Source organism: Geodermatophilus sabuli (assembly GCF_900215145.1).
Lineage (GTDB): Bacteria > Actinomycetota > Actinomycetes > Mycobacteriales > Geodermatophilaceae > Geodermatophilus > Geodermatophilus sabuli.
Map to the genome: position 1 here is coordinate 454,065 of NZ_OBDO01000001.1, position 26,317 is coordinate 480,381.

The following is a 26,317-nucleotide window of genomic DNA, read 5'->3' on the forward strand; positions in this document are numbered from 1 at the left end:
ACCTGCTTCTGCGCGGAGGACGCCAGCGCGGCTCTGCACCCACGCCCTCCATGTGCAGCCCCAGCACGCATAGGCGACGGCCGAGCCATGGCCTCTATGGAAGTGAGTGCTGCAACACGCTCACGTCTGAGTCACTCCATCACTTGGCTGACTCGTTCCGGTCAGAGTGCTTTGATGCGAATGTGTCGGAAGGCGACTCGACCACTGTGAGACTGCAGTCCGATGAAGGCGGGAGATCCGGGCTGGCTCGGCAACCCACGATTGCCGTCGACGTTGTTGACGACCGTGCTTTGCACGCCGTTGAGGGTCACGGTATAGGTCTGTCCTTGGACGTCGACCTGTAGATCGTTCCACTGTCCCGGAGGGTTGCAGGTGGCCTGCTGGTAGTTGGGGTTGTTCAACCCATAGACAGCTCCTGTGCGGTGGTTGTCTGCCCCATCCCAGCGGGCGAGGTCATCGATTTGGACCTCGACTCCGAAGTCGACGGGAACGTACGCGGTGTTCTGGTAGCCCTTGCTGTTGGGGTCGGGGAAGCGGAGGAAAACCCCCGAGTTGTCGTCGGGACGCGAGAGCCGGAACTGCAGGCGAAGGCTGAAGTCTGCTGGCGTCGGAGTGACGCACCACGACATGCCCAGGTCGTTGCCGGGCTCACTGACCAATGCCCCGTCGACCAACGGAAACGCGCAGTCGCCGGCGAGGCGCCATTGGCTGTTGTCGATCCCATCAAACAAGACGGAGTACCCGTCGCCAGCGGCGAACGGCAGGGGGCCCGCTGCCTGGCCACTGGGCTGAGGTGCGGGCTGGGCGGCGATGTGGTCCGCGAGCCGGCGTGCAAGCGCTGTCCCAGTCAGCATCGGGTTCGGACTGCCGAGCCGAGGGAAGACGGCCGGGCCGAGGGCGTAGAGGTTCGCTGCGGCGTGGAAGCGGCCGTTGAGGTCTACTGCCGAGTTGTTGGCGTTGGTGCCGAGTCGGAGCGGACCGGCCTCGTGATGCGTGGTCCCCAAGCCATCGCGGCGCGGAGGCCCGAGAGGCAGGACATCGACGGCGGGCTTCCCGGCACCGACGGTCTTCCACGTGTTGTTGCGCGGGTTGACCAAGACCTCATAGGGATTGCCGTTGGCGAAGGCCAGTGCGACGAGGTCGCTGCAGAGGTCCATCTCCTTCCAGAGCTTGTCGTCTCTGGCGGAGGGTTGAAGCCGGACGGAGGCGCGGGGCACCTGGTACTCATCCGGCTCGGCGTGCTGGGTGATGGAACTGTTGGGGTTGTCGGGGTCCATCTCGCCGATGCCCCGGATCGTTATCACGATGTGGCTGTCGCTGGCGGTGGTGAACCGGTGCAGGGTGTCGATGTCGACGACCTTGCGCCACAACTCCGCTTCACTGTTGTTGCCCTGCGGGCCGAGTCCGGCTGCGGTGATCTGCAGATGGAAGAAGCGGTCCTTGTTGTCGACATTGACCTTGCCCTTGAGGAACAGGGCCGCTTCGGAGAGCTCGGACTGCGGAGGGTTGTTCGGCAGTGAAGTGCGGGGAATGCGGATGGTGAGGTTGGAACGCAAATGGGCCATGAGGCCACGGCCAATGGCTTGGGCGCCGGCCTGACCCTGGAAGGCGTTGAGCGCCAGACGGGTGCTTTCAATCGTGCTGGCGGCAATCACCACTACGGCGCCGTCCACCACCGCTACGTCACCCTTGTTGGTCTGGACTGTCGTGACATTGCCACCGCTGGTCACCAGACGGGTGACGTGGCAGTTGGGCACGATCATGAGCCGTCGGCGCAGGTTGTCTTCGCGAGGCCACTCACCCCAGGCGGTCCGTGCGGCCGACACCCACAGTGGGGTGCCGCTGAACTTGTTGTTGGCGAAGAACCCGGATCGAGCGCGTGTTTGCACGGCAAGAGGGGCCTCGAGCTTTGCCTCATCCAGCAGTTGTGCCGCGGTGCGGCCTCCTGGTCCTGGAAGGCCGAGGAGTGTGGCAAGCGCCTGAGCGCTGGGGTTGGCACCGAGCGCCGACGCAGCGCGCGTGTTGGGCATTTGATTGAGAGGAACGGCCGTGCCGAGGTTTCCGGCGACGGCTTCGTCTGCAAGGACTCGGCGCAGGGCAGTCTGGAGTGGTCCGTAGATGAAGTCGTTGGTGGCGTCAGTCCCTAGCTGCTCGGCGGCGGCGCCGAAGTAGTCGCTACCGGCTGGCGTTAGGTCCGTCACGACCTGCGGTGGCCAGTCCTGCAGCTCGTCCGCCAAGAGCTCTGGCGACCATCCGCCCCAGTAGAGGGATCTGCCCCCGAGGCAGTAGGCCAGCCCGACAAACGCGATGTCGGAGTGCCACGCCTGACCCCAGACCTCGCGCTCGGGGTCAGTGGCAATGCCAGCGGGCGGGCGGCGCGGTGGATCAGGAGCGGGGGGCACTTCCAAGCCGATCATCGGCAGGTTCTGCACGTGCTCGCCCACGACCATTGGGCCAGCCTCGAGTACCAAGATCCGGTGCCGTCTTCCCTTGTCGGCAGTCATCAGGTGCTGGGCGAAGATGCTGGCGAAGCTGCCTCCCCCCACGACGATCACGTCGAATGGCCGAGAGTCGGTGCCTGCGACGGCACCGTTGACCTCGGCCATGTCGTTGCACACGTAGCGCCCCAGCACGTCGAGGCTGAACTTGGTGACATCTGTGACCACGGGATCCCCCTCCGCCGAGCGCATGCCGTATGGGGGCAGCGACACCCTGGCGATGGGCCCATTGCTTACAGCCATGACCTGTTGATCGGGAGGGACTTACGGCCGGCCGCAACCACCACTCGGCGTGTCCTCGACCGACACGCGCGTCATGACGGCGCCGGCGCCTCGGCGACTCGGCGCCTTGACCACTGTGCTGACGGTTCGAAGCGATGCAGGCAGGCCGCCCGCCAATGAACACGCTCGCCGCGGGGGGCAGACCCTTAGATGACGTCCTTCATCTGGGGGTGCGGGTGCGGGTACTCACTCGGAGCCGGCAGCATGAGTCAGGCCCGGCACCTGGGCTTCGCCCGCCGTTGAGATGGCTGGCGTCGGCGCCCCGATCTCGGCGAGATACTCGGCTCTCGCGTGTGCGGGGAGAATCGTGGCGAGCCGACAGGCGCTCGATCCCGCGACCGGAGGAGTGGATCTGAGACAGCGGTCCCCGTGGCGACGGGCGCTCGACGCTGGAGAGCAACCTCGTCCTCGATGTGCGTTGCCCGCCGGAGCATCGAACCGGGCAGCAGGCGCTCCTCCTCGGTGCAGAGCGGGAGCCTAGGTATGGCCGCAGCGACCGACAGCACGTTGTTCGTGCAGCAGCGAGGGCAAGGAAGACCGGTGTTGCTCCTCAACGGTCTCGGCGCCCATCACATGATGTGGGCGCCGCTGCTGAGGGAGCTGGAGGGCGCCACGATCGTGTTCGACTGGCCCGGCCTGGGAAAGTCGCCGGCACCTCCTCTGAGGAGTCACACGATCGACGCGTTCGTCCGCATCGTCGAGGAGTTGTTGGAGGAACTCCAGCACGCCGAGGTCGATGTCGTCGGATACTCGTTCGGCGGGATCGTGGCTCAGCATCTGGCCGCCGCCCGCCCGGACCTGGTCAGGAGACTGGTGCTGGTGGCAACGAGCACCGGGGGCGGTGCCGCCTTCGGACGTCCGCTGGCGATGGCTGCGTTGTCGACGCCTCTGCGGTACTACTCGAAGTCGTATCTCGCGGTGACCAGTCGCTTCACGAGCGGGCCCACGGAGCGAGAGCCGGAGTTCGTTCGGCACAGTGCTCAGCTCAGGCAGGCACACCGCCCGGATGTGCTGGCGTATTACGGTCAGCTGATAGCGGCCAACACGTCATCGAGTCTTCGGCGCCTTCCCGCGATCACCCAGCCGACTCTGGTCGTGCACGGGAGTGACGACCCGATCATCCCCGCAGCGAACAGCTGTCTTCTCGCAAGTCGCATACCCGAGGCACGCCTGCTCGTCACCGAGCGGGAGGGGCATCTGCTGCTCCATCACGAGGCTGGGCGCGCGGTCGTGGCGATCAACGACTTCCTCATGGCTCGCGAACACCGGACAAGTGAGCCGTGGCGCACCGGACGCGCCGTGACCATGGCAGAGGCCAAGCGGGCCTTGCGGTCCGCCGATCTCAGAGCTGCGCAGCCCGGAGGTGCGATGCACGTCCTCGTCCGGCGGATCCTGAGCGGGTAGATCGACGCGCAGCCCTGCCGCAGGCCGGCCGAGCGACCGGTACGCCGAACGGGCGACCGAACAGCGACCTCGCTCGGGTGGCGTCAGGGACGCTCCCGAACCGTCTCCCGGTCGGAGCAGGGTGGGACAGATGAGGCCGTCAGCGACGCCGGACGAGCGCCTACGACAACTACCTGGCGGAATCGCAGATCGGTCTTCACGAGTCTGAGCTGATGTGGTTCCTGAGCCCTCGGCGCGGGCTCAGCACGTCGAGCGGGAGACCCTCGACTACGTCGACTGGTCCAACCGTCACCGGCCAACGAGTCGATCGACGACCTGATCCGGGGGGCTCGGTCGGGGAGCCGCGTCGTCCAGCGTGAGCAGCTCGTCCAGCACCGCTCTGAGTGCCGGGTTCCGGTCGTCGCGGCGCCACGCCGCTCTCAGGTCCACGTCGGGGGCCGACTCGTCGAGCGGGACGAAGACGACGTGGGGATTCGTGGCGTTGTCCGCCACCGAGGCCAACGTCAGGTGACAGCCGACCTCCGCGCTGACCAGCGCCAGCGCCGTCTGGGTGTCCGGTGCCACTTGAACGATCCCGGGTACGAAGCCGTTCTCGTGCGCCAGCCGCCGCAGGCGGTCGGGGAGGACGGCGCCCTCGTGCGGCGGGAGCGACACGAAACCCTCGTCGGCGAGCCGTGCGATCGACAGCCGGCACGCCCTCGCCAGCTCGTGGGTGTCGGGCAGAGCCACGACGAGGGAGTCGCGCATCACCACCCGTGCCGACACCTCGGCGGGGATGACGTCCCAGCGCCCCAGGGCGATGTCGGTGTGGCCCTGGACGAGCCTCTTCATCGCCGGCTGAGCGAAGTTCTGGCTGGACAGCTCCAGCTGGATCCCGGGGCGTTTCGACCGCACCACCCGGGCGAGCCGGGCGACAAGGGGATGGGTGGACAACCCGGCGAACGCGATCCGGACGAGGCCGACCTCGCCATCGTCGGCGGACCGCACCGCCGCCTCGGCCCGGCGCAGCGCCTCGAGCACCTCCCTGGCCGGGTCGATGAGCGCCTGCCCGCTCGAGGTGAGCCGAACCGATCGGGTGTTCCGATCGAACAGGGACGTCCCGAGCTCGCGTTCCAGCTGCTTGATCGTGCGGCTCAACGGTGGTTGAGCGACGTGGAGCCGCTGGGCAGCCCGCCCGAAGTGCAGCTCCTCGGCTACAGCCAGGAACGCCCTCAGTTGCCCGATGTCCATGCGATCCCACTCGTCGGCACTCTTGCGCTGGGAGTATCACACGGCGACCGACTGAGTATTGGACTGATCTGAATCGTGCCGCCACAGTGGACGCCATGTACAGCGGTAACCCCGACGTCCCCGAGGACGTGTTCGCGGACGTCCTCAAGCAGATCAGGGACTTCGTCCGCACCCGTGTCGTGCCCCGCGAGTTCGAGATCATGACCACCGACGCCATCCCCGACGACCTGCGGTCCAGCGCGGCCGAGATGGGCCTGTTCGGGTACGCGATCCCGCAGGAGTGGGGTGGACTCGGCCTCGACCTGGTCCAGGACGTCGAGATCGCCATGGAGCTCGGCTACACGTCCCTGTCGTTCCGTTCCATGTTCGGGACCAACAACGGGATCGCCGGCCAGGTGCTCGTCGGCTTCGGGACCGAGCAGCAGAAGGCGCGGTGGCTGCCCGGGCTCGCCGCCGGGGACGTCGTCGCCTCCTTCGCGCTCACCGAGCCCGGCGCCGGCTCCAACCCCGCCGGCCTCCGGACCACGGCGACGGCGGACGGCGACGGCTGGATCATCGACGGCAGCAAGCGGTTCATCACCAATGCGACCGACGCGGACCTGTTCGTGGTCTTCGCCCGCCTCCGGCCCGCCCCCGATGCCGGCAGCGGCATCGCGGTCTTCCTCGTTTCGGCCACGACGCCCGGCGTCGAGGTGGGGGTGAAGGACGCCAAGATGGGCCAGGAGGGCTCGCGCACCGCTGACGTCACGTTCGCCGGGGTGCGGGTCGGTCCTGAGGCGCTGGTCGGCGGCGACGGCGAGGTCAGGTACCGCGCGGCGATGACCTCGCTGGCCCGCGGGCGCATCCACATCGCCGGCCTCGCGGTGGGGTGTGCGCAACGGGCGCTGGACGAGTCGGTCGCCTACGCCGCGTCGGCGACGCAGGGCGGCACGCCGATCGGTGACTTCCAGCTGGTGCAGGCGATGCTCGCCGACCAGCAGACCGGCGTCCTCGCAGGTCGCGCCCTCGCCCGCGAAGCGGCTCGGCTCTACGTCACCGGCGAGGACCGGCGGATCGCCCCCTCGGCCGCCAAGCTGTACTGCACCGAGATGGCCGGCAAGGCGGCCGACCTGGCGGTCCAGGTGCACGGCGGCAACGGCTACATGCGTGAGGTGCCCGTCGAGCGCCTCTACCGGGACGTCCGCCTGCTGCGCCTGTACGAGGGCACGAGCGAGATCCAGCGCCTCGTCATCGGCGGCGGCCTGGTGCGCGCGGCCCGGAAGCAGGCGGCGTGACCCACCCGCTGGACGGCGTCACCGTCGTCGCCCTCGAACAGGCCGTGGCCGCCCCGCTGGCCACGCGGAACCTCGCCGACCTCGGCGCCCGGGTGATCAAGGTGGAGCGCGTGGACGGCGGCGACTTCGCCCGCGGCTACGACCACGTCGTCCACGGCACGGGAGCGCACTTCGTCTGGCTCAACCGCGGCAAGGAGTCGATCGCCGTCGACCTCAAGAGCGCCGAGGGGCGCGCGGTCGTCCGGCGCCTGGTGGAACGTGCCGACGTCTTCGTGCAGAACCTCGCCCCCGGCGCGGCGGAGCGGCTGGGTCTCGGCGCCGGCGAGCTCCGATCGGCCCGGCCCGAGCTGGTGGTGGTGAACCTCTCCGGGTACGGCACCGGCGGACCGATGGAGCAACGCAAGGCCTACGACATGCTCGTCCAGGCCGAGGCCGGACTCATCTCGATCACGGGCACGCCCGAGGCCCCGGTCAAGACCGGCATCCCCACGGCGGACATCGCCTCCGGCATGTACGCCGCCCAGGCGGTCCTCGCCGCGCTGCTGCGCCGCTGGCGCACGGGGGAGGGGGCCACCGTCGAGGTGTCCATGCTCGAGGCCACGGTCGAGTGGATGGGCCATGCCCTGTACACGCAGATGCACACCGGCAGCCAGCCTCCGCGGATGGGGCTGAGCCACAGCTCGATCGCGCCGTACGACGCGTTCCCCACGCGGGACGGCCAGGTGCTGATCGGCGTCCAGAACGACAGCGGCTGGCGCACGCTGGTCACCGAGGTGCTCGGCATCCCCGAGCTCGCCGACGACCCGCGCTTCGCCACCAACGTGCAGCGGGTGCGGCACCGCGCCGAGTGCGACGCGCTCGTGGCGGCCCGCACGGCCCAGTGGACCACCGCGGACCTGGACGTCCGGCTGGCCGCGGCCGGCATCCCCGCCGCCCAGGTCAAGGAGCTCGACCAGGTCGTGCAGCACCCACAGCTGCGAGCCCGCGACCGATGGCGGCCGGTCGGCACCGAGCACGCGCCGGTCGAGGCACTCCTGCCCCCCGCGACGTTCACCGACGTCGAGGCACGGATGGGCGACGTCCCCGCCCTCGGGCAGCACACCCACGCCCTCCTCGTGGAGTCCGGCATGGACCCCGCCACCGCCGACGACGCCATCAGCCGCGGCGTCGCCCTGCAGGCCGAGCACTGCCGAACCGCCCCGGCGCTCTGACCGCCTACCACCACCGAGAGGACCACCATGCTGACCGGACGCACCGCTGTGATCACCGGAGCCGCCCAGGGCATCGGGCTGGCGATCGCCCGCACCTTCGCCGCCAACGGGGCCCGGATCGTCATCGGCGACCTCGACGAGGCCAGGGCCAAGGAAGCCGCGGCAGCGCTGGACGGCGATGCGATCGGCGTCCGCTGCGACGTCACCGCCTCCGACGACGTGGCGCGGCTCCTCGCCGCGGCCACGGACTCGTTCGGATCGCTCGACGTCATGGTCAACAACGCCGGCATCACCCGCGACGCCACCATGCGGAAGATGACCGAGGAGCAGTTCGACCAGGTGATCGACGTGCACCTGCGCGGCTGCTGGAACGGGACGCGGTTGGCCGCCGGGGTCATGCGCGAGTCCGGCGGCGGCTCGATCATCAACCTGTCCTCGATCTCGGGGAAGGTCGGCTTCGTCGGGCAGACCAACTACTCCGCGGCCAAGGCCGGAATCGTCGGCCTCTCCAAGGCGGCCGCCAAGGAGGTGGCGCACCTCGGCGTCCGGGTCAACGTCATCCAGCCCGGGCTCATCCGGACGGCCATGACCGAGGCGATGCCGCAGAAGGCATGGGACCAGAAGATGGCGGAGATCCCGATGCAGCGGGCCGGTGAGCCCGAGGAGGTCGCCTCGGTCGCCCTCTTCTACGCCTCGGACCTGTCGTCCTACATGACCGGCACGGTCGCCGAGGTGACCGGGGGCCGGTACATGTGAGCGCCGCTCGCCGGGTCCGCCGCCCACCGGCGCCTGCCGTCGACGACGGCACCCGTCCACCTGCACCACCCGTCGGCGCTCGTGCGCCGATCTCCCGAGAGGACGACGACCAATGAGCGCCAGCGACACCATCCCGGCCCACACCCCGGTAGCACTCCGGGAGGGACGCCCGGAAGCCGCGTCGCTCCCGCCGGCCGCGGCCGGCGATCCGTACGAGCTCGAGGGCGACCTGTCCGACGACGACCGCGCCATTGCCGCGCGGGTGCGCGGGTTCGTCGAGACCGAGGTCCTGCCCTGCATCAACGACCACTGGGAGAAGGCCGAGTTCCCCGAGCACGTTCTCGCTCCGCTGGCCCGGACCGGGATCGTCGGCACCTCGGCGGAGGGATACGGCTGCCCCGGCCTCACGCGGCTGCAGACCGGGCTCGTGGCCTACGAGCTCTCCCGGGGCGACGGCAGCATCAACACCCTCAACGCCGTCCAGTCGGGGTTGGTCATCGGCACGATCGACCGCCTGGGCGACGAGGAGCAGAAGGAGCGCTGGCTGCCCCGCCTCGCCACGCTCGACGCGTTGGGCGCGTTCGGCCTCACCGAACCCGACCACGGCTCCGACTCGGTCAAGCTGGAGACCAGGGCCCGCCGCGACGGCGACGACTACGTCCTCGACGGAGCCAAGCGCTGGATCGGCCTGGGTCACCTCGCCGACGTGGTCATCATCTGGGCGCGCGACGAGGCCGACGGCCACGTCAAGGCGTTCGTCGTCGAGAAGGACGGCGAGGGCAACCACCCGACCGGCTACACGGCCGAGCCGATCAAGCACAAGATCGGCAAGCGGGCGATCGACCAGGCCCACATCACCCTCGATGCGGTGCGCGTGCCGGTAGCGAACAGGCTGGCCGCGTCGCGGTCGTTCCGCGACGCCTCGCAGGTCCTCGCCTCCACCCGGACCACCGTGGCCTGGGAGGCGCTCGGGCATGCCGCGGCGGCGTACGAGGCAGCGGTCGCCTACACCCAGGAGCGACACTCGTTCGGCCGGCCCGTGGCCTCCTACCAGCTGGTGCAGAACAGGCTGGCCACGATGCTCGCCGACCTCACCGCGATGCGGCTGATCTGCCTGCGCACCGCCGTCCTGCACGACCGCGGCCGGCTGACCGGCGAGCAGGCGTCGCTGGCGAAGATGTTCTGCGCGGACCGGGGGCGCGCGATCTGCCGCGACTCCCGCGACCTGCTCGGCGGCAACGGACTGCTGCTGGAGCGCCACGTCGCCCGCCACCTGACGGACATGGAGGTGGTGCACACCTACGAGGGCACCGACTTCATGCAGTCGCTGATCCTGGGCCGCTCCATCACCGGCATCCCGGCCTTCTCGTGACCGCCCCGTCACCCCCCTTCCGTCCCGCGAGGACCGACGGGGGGTGACGACGAAGGGTCAGCCGGCGGTGGGCTGCGCTGCCGCGGGCAGCAGCGCGTCCTCGTCGATGCCCAGGGCCCGCAGCTTGCGGTACAGGGTGGTGCGACCGATGCCGAGGAGGCCCGCCGCTGCCGACCGGTTGCCGTCGGCCTGACGGAGTGCCGCGACGATCTCGGTCCGCTCGGCCGACTCGATCCGCGTCAACGTCCGCCGGTTCGCCGCGTCCCACATGCGCTCGGGAAGGTGGTAGGGGCTGACGGGCCGGCCGGGGAACTCCCGGGCGAGGTCCTCGAGCAGGCTCCGGAGCTCCGTCACGTTGCCGGGCCAGTCCCACCTCAGCAGGACCTGCATGGTCGCCGCGGACAGGACCGGGCGGCGCGCGGTGTCCATCCGCTTCAGGAGCGCGTCGACCAGCCCCGGGATCTCCCGCCCCCGGCTCGCCAGCGGGGGGAGTTCGGCGCCGGGGGCGACGTGCGAGAGCGCGCCCAGCGTCGCGGCGGAACACCGGCTCATGTCGGCGGTGACCACCAGTCGCGCCTGCGGCCGGCGGTTCGCGGTCGAGGCGCTCGAGTCGTCGGGAGCGGCGGCACGGGGAACCGCCTCGCTGAGGGCCTTGACGGTATTGACCTGGCTCACGGGCAGGTCCTCGAGCCGCCGGAGCAGGACTGCGCGGTTCGAGTCCAGGGCCTCCTTCGCCTCGCGTCGCCACGACGGGTGGGTCTCGAGGTCACCCGCGTCCAGCACCAGGGGCTCGGGATGGCCGGTCGAGCGCAGCCACGCCAGGGCGACGTGCCGCTTGCCCGAACCGCTCGGGCCGGTGACCGACAGCGCGGCCGTGCTCCGGGCGGCTGCGCGCTGCAGTTGGACGACGAACGGGTCGTCGCTGAGGGGGAGCGCGGCCAGGCGTGGCCGGGTCACGGTGGGACGCCGGCGGTGCAGGATCTCGACGGCGAAGGCCGTCTCGTCGCCGAGGTCGTCGAGCCGGTGGGCAAGGACCTGCGCCTGCAACGTCTGGAGGTCCAGATCCAGGACGCACGGCCCTCGGGACCAGTCCTGGGAGACCAGCGAGTCCCAGAGGCGTGCATGGCTCTCGACGTTGAGGAACGACAGCCCGGTGACGTTGGTCATCACGGTGTCGCTGTTGAGCACGATCACCGGGCCCTTGTCGCGGTGCCGTCGGTAGCTGCGCCCGAGGGCGACCTCGCGCCGCCCGACGGTCGCGCTCAGGTTGTCCACGATCTGCCGGGCGCCCTCGCGGGCCATCGCCAGCATCATCGTCTCCGCTGCATCCGCCGGTGCGGCCAGGGACAGCGAGCCCACGAGGCGACCCGTGACGGGGTGCCGGATGCCTGCACCCGCACAGGCGAGGTCCTCCAGTGCCTGGTTGTAGTGCTCCGGGCCGCGCACGAAGACCGCGCCCGCCTCCCGGATGGCGGTACCGAGCCCGTTCGTGCCGATGCTCTCCTCGGAGAAGTCGAAGCCCTCGGCGGCGCACGCGTTGTCGAACCGCACCTGTTCACTGCGGCCGGTGACCCGGCGGCCGACGATCTGGCCCGTCCTGTCGGCCAGGAAGATCGCGGTACCCATGTCCTGCAGCATCGCCGCCAGGCGGTCGAGCACCGGCCGCGCGGCCCGGCTCACCTCACTGTCGGCGTCGAACTCGTTGACGTAGTGGAACGAGCCCGGCTCACGGGTCGCTCCGGCGCTGATGGAGCGCCGCCAGCTGCGGTCGATCTCCCCGGGCAGCCAGTCGAGGTGCGGCTCCCCGCTCAGCACGAGGCCGTGCGAGATCAGCGTCTCCTTCGCGGACCGGACCGCGTCGGCTTCCGCGAGCCTGCGGCGCGGAACGCTCGACGCCGCCTCGGACGGGTCGCTCGGCATCTGTCCAGTATGTAACGGCCGTCACGCGACTCATAGATGACAGCCGAGACCTAGTCGGTCTCGGATCGATACCCGCGCCGTATGGATCGTCGCGCTGGACCCCGCGCCGCTGTCGTCCGCGCTCCAGGCCCTGTTCCAAAACGGAACACGTCGGCTGCCCAGCGCAGACCTAGTGTCGCTCATCACAGCAGCACGGGAGACGCGGCAGGCCACCGGAGCCGCCGGGACAGCGCTCCAGCCCCGCATCGCCAAGCGGTCCATCGCCTGAGGGCGATCCCCCGATGCCTGAACGCCATCCGCCCGACCGATCCCCGGAGGAACCATGACCCCCCTGAGCACCCCCGGCGCCACCATCCCCCGCGGCTCCCACGTGGACTACGACGCCATCGTCATCGGCGCCGGCTTCGGCGGCATCTACATGCTGCACAAGCTGCGCAACGAGCTCGGCCTCACCGTCCGGGCCTACGACCGCGCGAGCGGCGTCGGCGGCACGTGGCACTGGAACCGCTACCCCGGGGCCCTCTCGGACACCGAGGGGTTCGTCTACCGCTACTCCTTCGACCGGGAGCTGCTGCAGGACTACGACTGGTCGACCCGCTACCTCAAGCAGACCGACATCCTGGCCTACCTCGAGCACGTCGTGGACCGCTTCGACCTGGCCCGGGACATCCAGCTCGACACGGGCATCACCGCAGCGGTCTTCGACGAGGACACCAACTCCTGGACCGTCACCACCGACCGCGGCGAGACCGTCACCGCGACCTACGTCGTCACCGCGCTCGGCCTGCTCTCCAAGATCAACATGCCGGACATCCCCGGCATCGACACCTTCGCCGGCGAGATCATCCACACCGGTGCCTGGCCGGAGGAGCACGACCTCCGTGGCAAGAGGGTCGGGGTGATCGGGAACGGCTCGACCGGCCAGCAGGTCATCTCGGCCATCGCCCCCGAGGCCGAGCACCTGACCGTCTTCATGCGCACCCCGCAGTACAGCGTGCCCGCCGGTGACCGGGCGATGAGCCCGGAGGAGGTGTCCGCGATCAAGCGGGACTACGACTCCATCTGGGACCAGGTGCGCAACTCGGTGGTGGCCTTCGGGTTCGAGGAGAGCACCGTCCCCGCGATGAGCGTCTCCGAGGAGGAGCGGCAGCGCGTGTTCCAGGAGAACTGGGACATCGGCGGGGGGTTCCGCTTCATGTTCGGCACGTTCTGCGACATCGCCACCGACCCGGCCGCCAACGAGGCCGCCGCCTCCTTCATCCGGTCCAAGATCTCGGAGATCGTCGAGGACCCGGAGAAGGCCCGCATCCTGACGCCGACCGACCTCTACGCCCGCCGTCCCCTGTGCGCGAACCACTACTACGAGACGTTCAACCGCGACAACGTCTCGGTGGCGGACATCAAGGCGCACCCCATCGTCGAGATCACCCCTGACGGACTGCGGACCGCCGACGGCCGGACCCACGAGCTGGACGTGCTCGTCCTGGCCACCGGCTTCGACGCCGTGGACGGCAACTACCTCGCCATGGACCTGCGCGGCCGCGGGGGACGGTCGATCAACGAGGCGTGGGCGGAGGGCCCCGCGAGCTACCTCGGGACCAGCACCGCCGGCTTCCCGAACCTGTTCATGATCCTGGGTCCCAACGGCCCCTTCACCAACCTGCCGCCGAGCATCGAGACCCAGGTGGAGTGGATCGGCACGCTCGTCGCGGAGGCACAGGAGCGGGGGACCGCCGTCGAGGCGTCCACCGAGGCCGAGCGGGCGTGGACCGAGACCTGCCGCACCATCGCCGACATGACCCTCTTCCCGAGGGTCGACTCCTGGATCTTCGGAGCCAACATCCCCGGCAAGACCCAGACGGTCATGTTCTACATGGGCGGGCTCGCCAACTACCGCGCCCAGCTCGCCGAGGTCGCGGACGACGGTTTCCGCGGGTTCGAGTTCACCGAGGTGCCCGTCGAGGCAGCGGCCTGACCCGGCCGCGGCGCAGCCCGCGCCGTACGCCCTCCCCAACACGTCGACCACCGCACCGTCCCGAATGAGGTATCCCATGCGCGCATTCGCAGTCCCCGAGGGCAGCACGGCCCTGTCCGAGATGGAGTTCCCCACCCCGACACCCCAGGGCACGGAGGTGCTGCTGCGCGTCTCCCGCTCTGGGGTCTGTCACACCGACACCCACCTCCGGGCCGGCTACTACGACCTCGGACGGCGCGGGAAGCTCCGGCTGACCGACCGGGGTGTGCCCTATCCGCTGACCATGGGCCACGAGGTGGTCGGGGTCGTCGAGGCGGCAGGTCCGGACGTCGAGGGCGTGGCGCTCGGCAGCACCCGGCTGGTCTACCCCTGGATCGGGTGCGGCGAGTGCGCCGCCTGTCTCGCCGGGCGCGAGAACGCGTGCCCGGCCGGGCGCAACCTCGGAGTCGCGCGCCCTGGCGGGTACGCCGACCGCATCCTGGTCCCGCACCCCCGGTACCTGCTCGACATCGGGGACCTCGACCCCGACTGGGCCGCCACAATGGCCTGTTCGGGCCTCACCGCCTACGGCGCCGTCTCGAAGGTCCTGCCGCTCCCGCCCGACTCCCCGGTCGTGGTCATCGGCGTCGGGGGCGTCGGCCTGACGGCGGTCGCCACGCTGCACGCGCTGGGCCACCGCGCGGTCTGCGCCGTGGACCGCGAGGAGGGCAACCTGGCGGTGGCCCGGGGGCTGGGCGCCTCGACGTCCGTGGCCGTCACGGGCGACGACCTGGCCGGTGACGTGCGCAAGGCGGTCGGGGCGCCTGTGGTTGCCGTCATTGACTTCGTCAACAACGAGCAGACGGCCTCAGCCGCCTTCGAGGTGCTCGCCAAGGGCGGGACCATGGTCCAGGTCGGCCTCTTCGGCGGCGAGCTGACGATCCCGACGGCGCTCCTCGCGCTGAAGATGGTCACGGTCCAGGGCAGCTTCGTCGGCACGCTGTCTGAGCTGCACGAGGTGCTGGAGCTGGCCGAGCAGGGCCGCATCCCGCGCATCCCGGTCATCGCCGGGGAGCTGGATCTCGAGGGCGTCACCGATTCCCTCGACCGGCTGGCGGCCGGGGGAGTGGCCGGCCGCATCGTGCTGAGCAGCGCGTGAGCCCAGCCGCCACCCCCGGCCGCCGGCAGCTGATCGCACCAGCCGGGCTCCACGGCCTCGACGCCACCACGCCGGCTCCGGCGCAAGCGCCGACTGACTTCCCTGCACCCCCACCGAGCGCCATGCTCTTCGCACGGCGCAGCTCGAAGGAGAAATCCGCGATGACTGCAACCACAGCCACCGAGCACGACGCACGACGCAGGCGAACGGTGGTGTGGGTCGTCTCCCTCGCCACCGTCGGCCTGATCTTCGACGGCTACGACCTGGTCGTGTACGGCGTGGTGCTGCCGATCTTCCTGGACGACCCCGATCAGATCGGGCAGGTGACGCCCGCTCTGGGGGGGACCCTGGGCAGCTATGCCCTGCTGGGGATGTTGGTCGGCGCCCTGATCGCCGGAGCCGTCGGCGACATCGTCGGCCGCCGCAGGGTCATGCTCACCGCCTACGCGTGGTTCTCCATCGGCATGCTGGTCACCGCGCTGACGAGCAGCACCGCGATGTTCGGCCTGTGGCGATTCCTCACCGGCCTCGGCATCGGCGCGCTGATCGCCACCACCGGCGCCCTGGTCGCCGAGTTCGCCCCTCCCGGCAAGAAGAACCTCTGCAACGCCATCACCTACTCGGGCGTCCCGCTGGGGAGTCTGCTGGGTGCCTTCATCGCCATCCTCTTGCTGGATCTCATCGGCTGGCGCGGGATGTTCATGATCGGCGCGCTGCCGATCCTCACCCTGCTGCCGTTGGCGTTCCTGAAGATGCCCGAGTCCGTGTCGTGGCTGGTCGCCCGGGGGCGGGTCGAGGAGGCCCGGGAGGTCTCCGAGCGGACCGGCATGCCGATGCCGGTCAGCGTCCCCGCGGCGGCGTCCGCGGAACGGGCCGGTTTCGCCGGCTTGTTCAGTCGCACGTTCTGGTTCGCGACCGTGCTGACGGGGATCCTCAGCGCTCTCGCGCAGTTCCTCAACTACTACCTCAACACGTGGTTGCCGGCCCTGATGGAACGGTCGGGGTTCAACGCCAAGGGCTCGCTGGCCTTCCTGCTCGTGTTGAGCGGCGGCGCGATCGTGGGGGCGCTGACCGGGTCCCGGTTCGCCGACCGGTTCGGGCCGAAGCTCGTCATCGCGGCCTCCTTCCTGATCGGGGCCGTCTCCATCGTCCTGCTGACGTTCGACCTGCCGTTGGCCGTGCGCCTGGCCTTCGTCGCCGTCGTCGGCCTCGGCACCACCGGGACGTCGATCATGATCTACGGGTTGGTGGCCAACCACTTCCCCACGAAGATGCGGGGCGCCTCGGTGGCCTGGGCTGCGGGGTTCGGCCGGCTGGGCGGTACCAGCGGCCCCCTGCTGGGCGGTCTGCTCCTGGCCGCCGGTCTCTCGGTGAACGGATCGTTCTACGTGCTGGGCGGCCTGGCGCTCCTGGGCGCCGTCCTGACGCTGATGGTCCCGCGCGCCCACCGTGCGGCCGACCTCCACCCCGTCCCCGTCGAGCCCGCGGTCCCGGTCGCCACCGGAGTCTCGAAGGCCACCTAGGACCGGTCCCGGGACCGCGACGGCGACGACCCGGGTCGACAACCGTCGAGAGCGTGGTGATGACCGTGTACGACCGGATACTCGCAGCCATCGATGTGTCGCCGGGCTCGCCCGACGACTTCCTGGACCGGACGAGCCGGTTCGCGAAGATGACCGGTGGGACGGTCCACCTCCTCCACGTCGCGCGCGGCCACGTGGTCGTCCAGGACATCACCGCCGGGTCGGGGCTCGGCGTCCTCGAGGGCGATGACGACGTGGCCACCGGAGAGCACACGATGGTGCAGGGCGCCGTCGACCGGCTCGCCGCAGCGGGGGTCGCCGTGCACGGGGAGTTCGTCAACGCCACCGAGCACGACATCGCGGCCGTCATCCTCCAGCGAGCGGAGGAGCTGGACGCCGATCTGATCGTCCTCGGTCACCCGCACCACCGTGGGTCGACGGTGGCCGAGCAGGTGATCCGGGGGCATCCGGCCCGCTCCGTCCTGCTGGTGCCCTGACCGTGGACGTCTCCGGCGCGGTGGACGACAGCCGTGCCGCAGCGCTCCACATCGTGTCACCAGGCGCTCCCGGGAGGACCCGGACGGGGAACTGCGGCATCGATGCCGGGGAGTCCCGGACTGTTCCACATCGGAACACCTCGGCACTCGGACCTCCTCCTACGTTGATGACACGTGGCCGCCATCACAGGGAGCGGTCCCCGCAGGGCAGCCGATCGCGGCCGCGCCGCCACCATCCCGGTCCAGAACCGGTCCGGGACCACACCGAAGGGCGACCCCATGACCACCGACACCTCCGCAGGCGCCACCACTGACCCGACCGGTGCCGAGGGCCAGGACAGGCTCCGCGACCTGTACGCCGACTGGTCCCAGATCATCGCGACCACGCCGGACCTGTCCATGCGCCTGTTCCGCGCCATCTTCGATGAGTGGCACCAGCCGACCGTCGAGCCGGAGGGCGTGACCTACCGCGAGGACACCGTCGGCGGCGTGCCGGGCATCTGGTGCCTGCCGGTGGGTGCGGACGAGTCCCAGGTCCTGCTGTACAGCCACGGCGGTGGCTTCGCGGTCGGCTCGGCCGCCAGCCACCGCAAGCTGGCCGCCCACGTGGCCAAGACCCTGGGCGCCGTCAGCTTCGTGCTGGACTACCGCCGCGCCCCCGAGCACCCGCACCCGGCGCAGGTCGAGGACGGCGTGGCCGTGTTCGACGCGCTGGTCGCGTCGGGCATCGAGCCGAGGAACATCACCACGATCGGCGACTCGGCGGGCGGCAACCTGGCCATCGCCATCCCGCTGGCCCTCCAGCAGCAGGGGAAGCCGACCCCCGGCCAGGTCATCGCCTTCTCCCCGTGGGTCGACATGGAGAACAAGGGGGAGACCCTCACCAGCAACAACGACACCGACGCCCTGATCACCCGCGAGCTGCTCGAGGGCATGATCGCCGGGGTGCTCGGTGAGCGCGTGGCCCCCACGACTCCGCTGGCCAACCCCCTCTACGCCGACTTCACCGGCTTCCCCCGGCTGTACATGAACGCCGGCAGCGCGGAGGCCCTGATGGACAACGCCCACCGCATTGAAGAGCGCGCCAAGGCCGCCGGTGTGGACGTCACCCTGTCCATCGGCGAGGGCCAGCAGCACGTCTTCCCGTTCCTGGCCGGCCGGTCGACGGTCGTGGACCAGGAGCTGTCCCGCATCAGCGACTGGTACCGCCAGGGCCGCTGACCGTCCGGTGCCGCGCGGCGGATCACTCGATCGCGCGGCCCCGCCTTCTCGACCAGCACGTCGTCCTCCCATGACCAAGGAGTCCAGATGACCGCACCGCTGCACCCCCAGAGCCAGCTCCACCCGCAGACCGTGGACGCCATCGTGATCGGTGCCGGCTTCGGTGGCATCTACGCCGTCCACAAGTTCGCCAACGAGCTCGGCCTGTCCGTGATCGGCTTCGACAAGGCCGACGGTCCGGGCGGCACGTGGACCTGGAACCGCTATCCCGGTGCCCTCTCCGACACGGAGAGCCACCTGTACCGGTACTCCTTCGACAGGGACCTGTTGCAGGACGGCACCTGGAAGCACACCTACATCACCCAACCCGAGATCCTCGAGTACCTCGAGGGCGTCGTTGACCGCTTCGACCTGCGCCGTCACTTCCGGTTCGGCGCCAAGAACGAGGTCACCACCGCCGTCTACCTCGACCGGGAGGGCCTGTGGGAGGTGACCACGGAGGCCGGCGACGTGTTCCGTGCCAAGTACGTGGTCAACGCGGTGGGCCTGCTCTCGGCCATCAACTTCCCGAAGCTGCCCGGCCTGCACACGTTCGAGGGCGACGTCCTCCACACCGGCGCCTGGCCCGAGGGCAAGGACATGACCGGCAAGCGCGTGGGCGTCATCGGCACCGGCTCCACCGGTGAGCAGGTCGTCACCGAGCTGGCGCCGAAGGTCGAGCACCTGACGGTCTTCGTGCGCACCCCGCAGTACTCCGTGCCGGTGGGCAAGCGGCCGGTGACGCAGGAGGAGATCGACGCGATCAAGGCCGACTACGACCAGATCTGGGAGCAGGTCAAGAACTCCGCCGTGGCCTTCGGCTTCGAGGAGAGCACCGTCCCCGCCATGAGCGTCTCCGAGGAGGAGCGCAACCGCGTCTACGAGGAGGCCTGGCAGAAGGGCGGCGGCTTCCGGTTCATGTTCGCCACCTTCGGGGACATCGCCACGGACGAGGCGGCCAACGAGACCGCCGCCGCCTTCATCCGCGCCAAGGTCAGCGAGATCATCAAGGACCCGGAGAAGGCTCGCAAGCTGATGCCGACGGGGCTCTACGCCCGCCGCCCGCTTTGCGACAACGGCTTCTACGAGGCCTTCAACCAGCCGAACGTGGACGTCGTCGCCATCAAGGAGAACCCGATCCGGGTGATCACCGAGTCGGGCGTGGTGACCGAGGACGACCAGCTGCACGAGCTGGACGCGCTGATCTTCGCCACCGGGTTCGACGCCGTGGACGGCAACTACCGGCGCATGGACATCCGGGGCCGCGACGGTCTGTACCTCAACGACCACTGGGGCGGCCAGCCGAACAGCTACCTGGGCATGGCCACCGCCAAGTTCCCCAACTGGTTCATGGTGCTGGGCCCCAACGGCCCCTTCACCAACCTGCCGCCGAGCATCGAGACCCAGGTGGAGTGGATCAGCGATGCGGTCAAGTACTGCGAGGACAACGGCGTTCAGGCGATCGAGCCCGCCGAGCAGACCGTGTCCGACTGGACCGACACCTGCACGGAGATCGCCAACATGACCCTCTTCACCAAGATCGACTCGTGGATCTTCGGCGCGAACATCCCGGGCAAGAAGCCGTCCGTCCTGTTCTACCTGGGCGGGCTGGGCAACTACCGCACGATCCTCGACGACGTCGCGAAGAGCGGCTATCGCGGCTTCGAGCTGACCACGGCCAAGGAGCCGGTCTCGGCCTGACCGCCCGCCGCGCTGTCGCAAGGGGCGCCATCAGACCGGTGGCGCCCCTCATCTCCTGCAGAAGGACGTTCATGGGTCTCTACACCACCACCAACCCCGCCACCGGCGAGACGCTCGCGACGTACGAGGAGATCTCGGACGCCGAGCTGCAGGACCTGATCGCCCGCAGCGACGCCGCCTACCGGTCCTGGCGCACCACCTCACCGGACGAGCGGCGTGCGGTGCTGAGCCGAGCCGCGGAGATCCACCGGGAGCGCTCCGAGGAGCTCGCCGCCCTGCTGACCCTGGAGATGGGCAAGCCGGCCGCCCAGGCCCAGGGTGAGGTGGCGCTGGTCGCCTCGATCTACCAGTACTACGCCGACCACGTCGAGGAGTTCCTGGCCGACGAGCCCCTGGAGATCTCGGGCCCCGGCACGGCCGTGGTCCGCACCGAGCCGATCGGCCCGCTCGTGGGCGTCATGCCGTGGAACTACCCCTACTACCAGGTGGCCCGCTTCGCCGCCCCCAACATCGCCCTGGGCAACACCGTCATCCTCAAGCACGCCCGCAACTGCCCCCAGTCGGCTCTGGTCGTCGAGCGGGTGCTGACCGAGGCCGGGCTCCCGGACGGGGTGTATCTCAACGCGTTCATCTCCTCCGCCCAGGTGGCCGACGCCATCGCCGACCCGCGGGTCCAGGGTGTCTCCCTGACCGGCTCGGAGAAGGCCGGTGCCGCGGTCGCAGAGGTGGCCGGGCGGAACCTGAAGAAGTGCGTGTTGGAGCTCGGCGGATCGGATCCCGTGATCGTGCTGGACGACGCCGACATCGACGCCGCCGCGGCGGCCGCCGCCACCGGCCGGCTCGCCAACGGGGGCCAGGCCTGCACCGCGTCGAAGCGCTTCCTGGTCCAGGCCGGGGTGTACGACGAGTTCGTCCGCCGGCTGGTTGACCAGATGGCCGGCTGGACCCCCGACGATCCGACGAGCACGGACACGAAGATGGGGCCGCTCTCGTCGGCATCCGCGGCAGGCGAGCTGGACGAGCTGGTGGAGGACGCCGTCTCCCAGGGCGCGGAGCTGCTGCTGGGCGGCGGACGGACGGGCGAGGAGAGTGCCTTCTACCGGCCCACCCTCCTGGGCGGCGTGACCTCCCGGATGCGCGCCTACAGCGAGGAGCTGTTCGGCCCGGCCGGCGTCGTGTACCGCTTCGACTCCATCGAGGACGCGATCGAGCTGGCCAACGACTCGCCCTACGGGCTGTCCTCCAGCGTGTTCACCAGCGACGACGAGAAGGCGCAGCAGATCGCCGAGTCCCTGGAGACCGGCATGGTGTGGATCAACAGCACCAGCAGGAGTGCCCCGGACCTGCCCTTCGGCGGCGTCAAGCGCTCGGGCTTCGGCCGGGAGCTGGCCCGGTTCGGCTTCAACGAGTTCGCCAACAAGAAGCTCGTCAGAAACGCTCGGGCGGGGTCATGACTCGCCCTGTGGAGGACGCGATCGCGCCGTCCTCGCCGCCTGACCGGGATCCGGCCCTCATCGGTGGAAGAAGGACAGCATGACCCAGGACGACGCCCAGAACATCGATCGTTTCCAGCGCGGCATGGACCGCATGATGGAACTGGTCTCCACCGAGCAGTCCGGCACCTTCGACCACGCGAAGCTCGTCGAGTCCTACAGGGACCTGGACCCGGAGCTGTCGGACTACATCGTGTCGTTCGCCTTCGGCGACATCTACTCCCGCACGAGCCTGACCCAGCAGGAACAGACGATGGTGACCATCGCCACCCTGACGGGCCTGGGTATCGAACCGCAGCTGAAACTGCACATCAACGTCGGTTTCAACGTGGGGCTGACCAGGGAGAAGATCATCGGCACCCTGATCCACTGCATCCCCTACGTCGGCTTCCCCCGTGTCCTCAACGCCCTGAGTCTCCTCAAGGAGGTCATGGCAGAGAGGAACGCGGACGCCGGCGCGGACTGAGCCACTGCCTGCCTGCTGCCCGATGGGCACGCGCGGCCACACCTGCTTCTCGAGCTTCTCGATCCGGGGAGGAACCCCAAGTGCATCTGGCAATAGGACTCGGTCCCATCGGCGGGAACATCGGTGCGCACCTCGCCGAGCTCGGGAGGCGCGTTCATGGCTACGACCTCAACGCGGATCGCGTCCGCGAGTGGTCAGCGGAGACCGACTCGCCGGCCGGCGACGACCTGGCAGCCGTCGACTGGCCGGCCGTGGAGAGCGTCCACGTCGCCGTGCGGACGGCGGATCAGGTCTCCTCCGCATTCGGGTCGCTCCAGCACCACGCAGCGCAACCATTGACCGTCTTCGTCCACACCACGCTGGCACCGGGAGATGCCCGGAGGGTCCTCTCCTCCGCTCCCGACTCCTGGCGCGTGTTCGAGGCGCCGGTGTCCGGCGGCCCCCAGGGCGCACGTCAGGGGACGATGACCATCTTCCTCGCCGGACCGGCTCCGACGGATACGGAGGAGAGCCTCCTCGCCGACACCTCGGGTCGCGTGTTCCGCATGCAGTCCTACGGTCAGCCGGCTCTGGTGAAACTCCTCAACAACGCCCTGGCCACATACAACCTGACCGCCACCGCCCGGATGCTCAACCTGGCGGCGGAGCTCGGAGTGCCTGCCAAGGACTTCTTCGAGGTGATCGGCGTGTCCACCGGACAGAGCTGGATGAGCGACAACTTGATCGACGTCCAGTACGACCTGCTGCTCAAGGACGTCGGTCTGCTCCGGGGTGAGATCCCATCGCTGCCCACCGGAGACCTGGACGACGACGTCGAGCAGGCGGTCCTCCGGGCCCGGGAGCTGCTCGGCACAGGCCCCGACCCGGCCTGATCCCGCAGGGGCGGTGCCCCCCCGACACCACAGCCGATCGGCGGGTCGACCCATCTCCGGCGTCGTCCCCGCTCTGGAGGTCCCATGCTCATCGCAGTGCTCAAGGAGGCGCGCCCGGGCGAGACCCGGGTCGCCGCGACGCCTACGACGGTGGCGCAGCTGCTGAAACTCGGCTACGAGGTCGTCGTCGAGCCCGCGGCCGGTGAGGCGTCGAGCTTCTCGGACGAGGCCTACGTCGCGGCCGGCGCCAAGGTCGCGGACTGGTCCGACGGGGATGTCGTGTTCGGCGTGAACGCTCCCTCGGCCGAGCAGCTGGACCGGCTCAAGCCGGGGGCGACCCTGGTGAGCCTGCTGGCGCCTGGTCTGACCCCCGACCTGGTGGCGGACCTGGCGCGGAGGCCGATCACCGCGATGGCGATGGACGCGGTCCCGCGGATCTCGCGGGCCCAGTCGTTGGACGTGCTGTCCTCGATGGCCAACATCGCCGGGTACCGGGCCGTGGTGGAAGCGGCGCACGTCTTCGGTCGCTTCTTCACCGGTCAGGTGACGGCAGCCGGCAAGGTTCCCCCGGCCAAGGTGCTGGTCGCAGGGGCGGGGGTCGCCGGCCTGTCCGCCATCGGGGCTGCCGGGAGCCTGGGCGCCGTCGTGCGAGCCACCGATCCCCGGCCGGAGGTCGCCGACCAGGTGAGGTCCCTGGGCGGTGAGTACCTGTCGATCGAATCGCCCGAGGTCGAGGTCTCGGCGACGGGCTACGCCAAGGAGATGGGCGAGGACTACAAGGCCCGCGAGGTGCAGCTGTACGCCGCACAGTGTGCGGACGTCGACATCGTGATCACCACCGCGCTGATCCCCGGGCGCCCCGCACCGCGGCTCGTCACCGCCGACATGGTGGCGTCGATGAAGTCGGGCAGCGTGATCGTCGACATGGCCGCGCAGAACGGCGGCAACGTGGAGGGCACCGTCAAGGACCAGGCGGTGCGCACCGCCAACGGGGTCACGATCATCGGCTACACCGACCTGGCCGGCCGGCTCCCGGCGCAGGCCTCGCAGCTCTACGGCACGAACCTCGTGAACCTGATGAAGCTGATGACGCCGGAGAAGGACGGCCGCCTGGTGCTGGACTTCGACGACGTCGTCCAGCGGTCGATGACCGTGGTGCGCAACGGCGAGCTGACGTGGCCCCCGCCACCGGTCCAGGTGTCGGCAGCGCCTCCTGCCGCGGCGGCCGCTGCCCCGCCGGTGACGTCGCATGCGAAGCAGCCGGTGTCGCCCCAGCGCCGGTACGCGGTCGTGGGCGTGGCTGCCGCAGTGCTGTTCGTGCTGGCGGCCCTGTCGCCGCAGGCGCTGCTGGGCCACCTGACGGTCTTCGTGCTCGCGATCGTCATCGGCTACTACGTCATCGGGCACGTGCACCATGCCCTGCACACGCCACTGATGTCCGTGACGAACGCGATCTCCGGGATCATCGTGGTGGGAGCGCTCCTCCAGATCGGTCAGGGCGGGTCCAACAGCGCGCTGATCACCGGTCTGGCCACGGTCGCAGTCCTCGTCGCCAGCATCAACGTCTTCGGTGGCTTCGCGGTCACCCGTCGCATGCTCGCGATGTTCTCGAGAAGCTGAGAGGCCCACTCATGACCGTGGAGCTCGCCGCGCAGGCGGCGTACGTCGTTGCCGCCCTGCTCTTCATCCTCGCGCTCGCCGGCCTGTCGAAGCACGAGACCGCCAAGGCCGGCAACACCTTCGGCATCGCGGGCATGGTCCTCGCACTGGTCGCGACCGTCGCGCTGGCGGTGGACCACGGGATCGACGGCGCTGGGCTGGGGTTCCTGGTCGGCGCGACGGCGGTCGGCGCGGCGATCGGGCTGTGGCGTGCTCGTGTCGTGGAGATGACCGGCATGCCCGAGCTGATCGCCGTTCTGCACTCCTTCGTGGGGCTGGCCGCGGTGCTGGTGGGTTGGAACGGCTACCTCCACGTCGAAGCTGATCCCGACGGCGCCGAGGCGTCGCGCCTCCAGGACATCGAGACGCTGGGGATCCACCACGCCGAGGTGGTCATCGGCGTCTTCATCGGCGCAGTCACCTTCACCGGCTCGATCGTGGCGTTCCTCAAACTCTCGGCGCGGATCAAGTCCAGCCCGCTGATGCTGCCCGGCAAGAACCTGCTCAATCTCGGCGCACTCGTCGCGTTCGCCGTCCTCACCACGTGGTTCGTGATCGATCCCGCACTGTGGTTGCTGGTCGTGGTCACCGTGATCGCGCTGCTCCTCGGGTGGCACCTGGTGGCCTCGATCGGTGGCGGCGACATGCCGGTCGTGGTGTCGATGCTGAACAGCTACTCCGGCTGGGCAGCTGCGGCATCTGGGTTCCTGCTGGAGAACGACCTGCTGATCGTCACCGGCGCACTGGTCGGCTCCTCCGGTGCCTACCTGTCCTACATCATGTGCAAGGCGATGAACCGGTCGTTCATCTCCGTCATCGCCGGCGGCTTCGGTGTCGAAGCCGGCCCCGCCTCGGACGAGGACTACGGCGAACACCGGGAGATCACCGCCGACGGTGTGGTCGACCTCCTGGCCGCCGCCGATTCGGTGATCATCACCCCCGGTTACGGCATGGCCGTCGCGCAGGCGCAGTACGGCGTGGCCGAGCTGACCCGGAAGCTACGGGAACGAGGCGTCAACGTCCGCTTCGGCATCCACCCGGTGGCGGGCCGCCTCCCCGGACACATGAACGTGCTGCTGGCCGAGGCGAAGGTGCCGTACGACATCGTGCTCGAGATGGACGAGATCAACGACGACTTCGACGACACCGCTGTCGTGCTCGTCATCGGCGCCAACGACACCGTCAACCCGGCGGCGACCGAAGACCCGAGTTCACCCATCGCCGGCATGCCGGTCCTCACCGTCTGGAACGCCGACAACGTGATCGTGTTCAAACGCTCCATGGCCTCGGGCTATGCCGGCGTGCAGAACCCGCTCTTCTTCCGCGAGAACGCCGCCATGCTCTTCGGCGACGCCAAGGAACGCGTGGAGGACATCCTCCATGCTCTCTAGCACGTAGGTGTACCGGTCGAGCACTGGAGCTGGCGTCACTGCCCGCGGGGAGGTCCACCAGGTGCCACGCCCGGGCCGGCAGATCGCGGGCTTGCGTCAGCCGCACGAGCCCTGCCCCGTCGGCGTGCGGACGAGGTGCTCCGACCGTGGAGGCAGGGCGCGCTCGGCGACGTCGTAGGCCTCCCGCCACATCGCTGAGGAACTCAACGACGACTCGCCTCCTCGGACACCGGGACGGCGTCACCCACGGTCTGCGGGCCACCCCGGGGAGAGTCCACGGGGGCCGAGCTGCCGAAGGTGCCGGAGGAGAAGCCCATGGCCCTCCCTCGCCGGGCGCACGAGGAACACGACGTCTGGCCGACGCCGTGCACGTCCACACGTCGGGATGACAGCAG

At 69.7% G+C, this 26,317-nt stretch carries 19 protein-coding genes; 16 read left to right on the plus strand and 3 right to left on the minus strand.

Features of this window, described 5'->3' with window-relative positions:
* Positions 1-161: 161 nt before the first annotated feature.
* On the minus strand, positions 162-2,666 hold the full coding sequence (locus tag CRP39_RS02210) for a 3-keto-alpha-glucoside-1,2-lyase-like domain-containing protein (RefSeq protein WP_172442257.1): 2,505 nt from the start codon (positions 2,664-2,666) through the stop codon (positions 162-164).
* Positions 2,667-3,263: 597 nt separating this feature from the next.
* On the opposite strand from CRP39_RS02210, the gene CRP39_RS02215 reads away from it, so the two are divergent.
* Entirely contained in the window at positions 3,264-4,184 is a 921-nt protein-coding gene (locus CRP39_RS02215) for an alpha/beta fold hydrolase (RefSeq protein WP_172442258.1), read from the plus strand.
* Between the two features lie 288 nt (positions 4,185-4,472).
* Here the strand turns inward: CRP39_RS02215 and CRP39_RS02220 are convergent, their stop codons facing one another.
* Positions 4,473-5,414: a LysR substrate-binding domain-containing protein gene (locus CRP39_RS02220; protein WP_097203961.1), complete on the minus strand. Its 942-nt coding sequence runs from the start codon at positions 5,412-5,414 to the stop codon at positions 4,473-4,475.
* 95 nt (positions 5,415-5,509) lie between these two features.
* On the opposite strand from CRP39_RS02220, the gene CRP39_RS02225 reads away from it, so the two are divergent.
* From CRP39_RS02225 to CRP39_RS02240, 4 genes are all read left to right on the plus strand, one after another.
* Complete coding sequence (locus tag CRP39_RS02225) at positions 5,510-6,688, plus strand: acyl-CoA dehydrogenase family protein (RefSeq protein WP_097203963.1); 1,179 nt, start codon at positions 5,510-5,512, stop codon at positions 6,686-6,688.
* Positions 6,685-7,899, plus strand: a complete 1,215-nt coding sequence (locus CRP39_RS02230) for a CaiB/BaiF CoA transferase family protein (RefSeq protein ID WP_097203965.1) — start codon at positions 6,685-6,687, stop codon at positions 7,897-7,899. Before CRP39_RS02225 ends, CRP39_RS02230 begins: the two co-directional genes overlap by 4 nt.
* Before the next feature lie 27 nt (positions 7,900-7,926).
* A complete protein-coding gene (gene fabG, locus CRP39_RS02235) occupies positions 7,927-8,655 on the plus strand; it encodes a 3-oxoacyl-ACP reductase FabG (protein WP_097203967.1) in 729 nt (242 codons plus the stop codon).
* Between the two features lie 112 nt (positions 8,656-8,767).
* Positions 8,768-10,027, plus strand: coding sequence for an acyl-CoA dehydrogenase family protein (locus tag CRP39_RS02240; protein WP_097203969.1), 1,260 nt, complete (start codon positions 8,768-8,770; stop codon positions 10,025-10,027).
* 57 nt (positions 10,028-10,084) lie between these two features.
* Here the strand turns inward: CRP39_RS02240 and CRP39_RS27935 are convergent, their stop codons facing one another.
* A complete protein-coding gene (locus CRP39_RS27935) occupies positions 10,085-11,947 on the minus strand; it encodes a sigma-54-dependent Fis family transcriptional regulator (RefSeq protein WP_097203971.1) in 1,863 nt (620 codons plus the stop codon).
* A 322-nt stretch (positions 11,948-12,269) separates the two neighbouring features.
* On the opposite strand from CRP39_RS27935, the gene CRP39_RS02250 reads away from it, so the two are divergent.
* From CRP39_RS02250 to pntB, 11 genes are all read left to right on the plus strand, one after another.
* Positions 12,270-13,922 (plus strand): flavin-containing monooxygenase, encoded by a 1,653-nt coding sequence (locus CRP39_RS02250; protein WP_097203973.1) that lies wholly within the window; start codon positions 12,270-12,272, stop codon positions 13,920-13,922.
* Positions 13,923-13,998: 76 nt separating this feature from the next.
* Positions 13,999-15,060: an alcohol dehydrogenase gene (locus tag CRP39_RS02255; RefSeq protein ID WP_097203975.1), complete on the plus strand. Its 1,062-nt coding sequence runs from the start codon at positions 13,999-14,001 to the stop codon at positions 15,058-15,060.
* A 161-nt stretch (positions 15,061-15,221) separates the two neighbouring features.
* The gene (locus CRP39_RS02260) at positions 15,222-16,583 is read left to right on the plus strand and encodes an MFS transporter (protein WP_097203977.1); all 1,362 of its coding nucleotides are present in this window, start codon (positions 15,222-15,224) and stop codon (positions 16,581-16,583) included.
* 59 nt (positions 16,584-16,642) lie between these two features.
* The gene (locus CRP39_RS02265) at positions 16,643-17,080 is read left to right on the plus strand and encodes a universal stress protein (RefSeq protein ID WP_097203979.1); all 438 of its coding nucleotides are present in this window, start codon (positions 16,643-16,645) and stop codon (positions 17,078-17,080) included.
* Positions 17,081-17,359: 279 nt separating this feature from the next.
* A complete protein-coding gene (locus CRP39_RS02270; protein ID WP_097203981.1) occupies positions 17,360-18,301 on the plus strand; it encodes an alpha/beta hydrolase in 942 nt (313 codons plus the stop codon).
* An 87-nt stretch (positions 18,302-18,388) separates the two neighbouring features.
* Positions 18,389-20,041, plus strand: a complete 1,653-nt coding sequence (locus CRP39_RS02275; protein WP_097203983.1) for a flavin-containing monooxygenase — start codon at positions 18,389-18,391, stop codon at positions 20,039-20,041.
* A 71-nt stretch (positions 20,042-20,112) separates the two neighbouring features.
* Positions 20,113-21,495: an NAD-dependent succinate-semialdehyde dehydrogenase gene (locus tag CRP39_RS02280; RefSeq protein ID WP_097203984.1), complete on the plus strand. Its 1,383-nt coding sequence runs from the start codon at positions 20,113-20,115 to the stop codon at positions 21,493-21,495.
* Positions 21,496-21,574: 79 nt separating this feature from the next.
* A complete protein-coding gene (locus CRP39_RS02285) occupies positions 21,575-22,000 on the plus strand; it encodes a carboxymuconolactone decarboxylase family protein (RefSeq protein WP_097203986.1) in 426 nt (141 codons plus the stop codon).
* Positions 22,001-22,080: 80 nt separating this feature from the next.
* Positions 22,081-22,872, plus strand: a complete 792-nt coding sequence (locus CRP39_RS26600) for an NAD(P)-dependent oxidoreductase (RefSeq protein ID WP_172442259.1) — start codon at positions 22,081-22,083, stop codon at positions 22,870-22,872.
* Positions 22,873-22,956: 84 nt separating this feature from the next.
* Positions 22,957-24,492, plus strand: coding sequence for a Re/Si-specific NAD(P)(+) transhydrogenase subunit alpha (locus tag CRP39_RS02300; RefSeq protein ID WP_097203990.1), 1,536 nt, complete (start codon positions 22,957-22,959; stop codon positions 24,490-24,492).
* A gap of 11 nt (positions 24,493-24,503) precedes the next feature.
* On the plus strand, positions 24,504-25,922 hold the full coding sequence (gene pntB / locus CRP39_RS02305; RefSeq protein ID WP_097203992.1) for a Re/Si-specific NAD(P)(+) transhydrogenase subunit beta: 1,419 nt from the start codon (positions 24,504-24,506) through the stop codon (positions 25,920-25,922).
* The last annotated feature ends 395 nt before the right edge of the window (positions 25,923-26,317 follow it).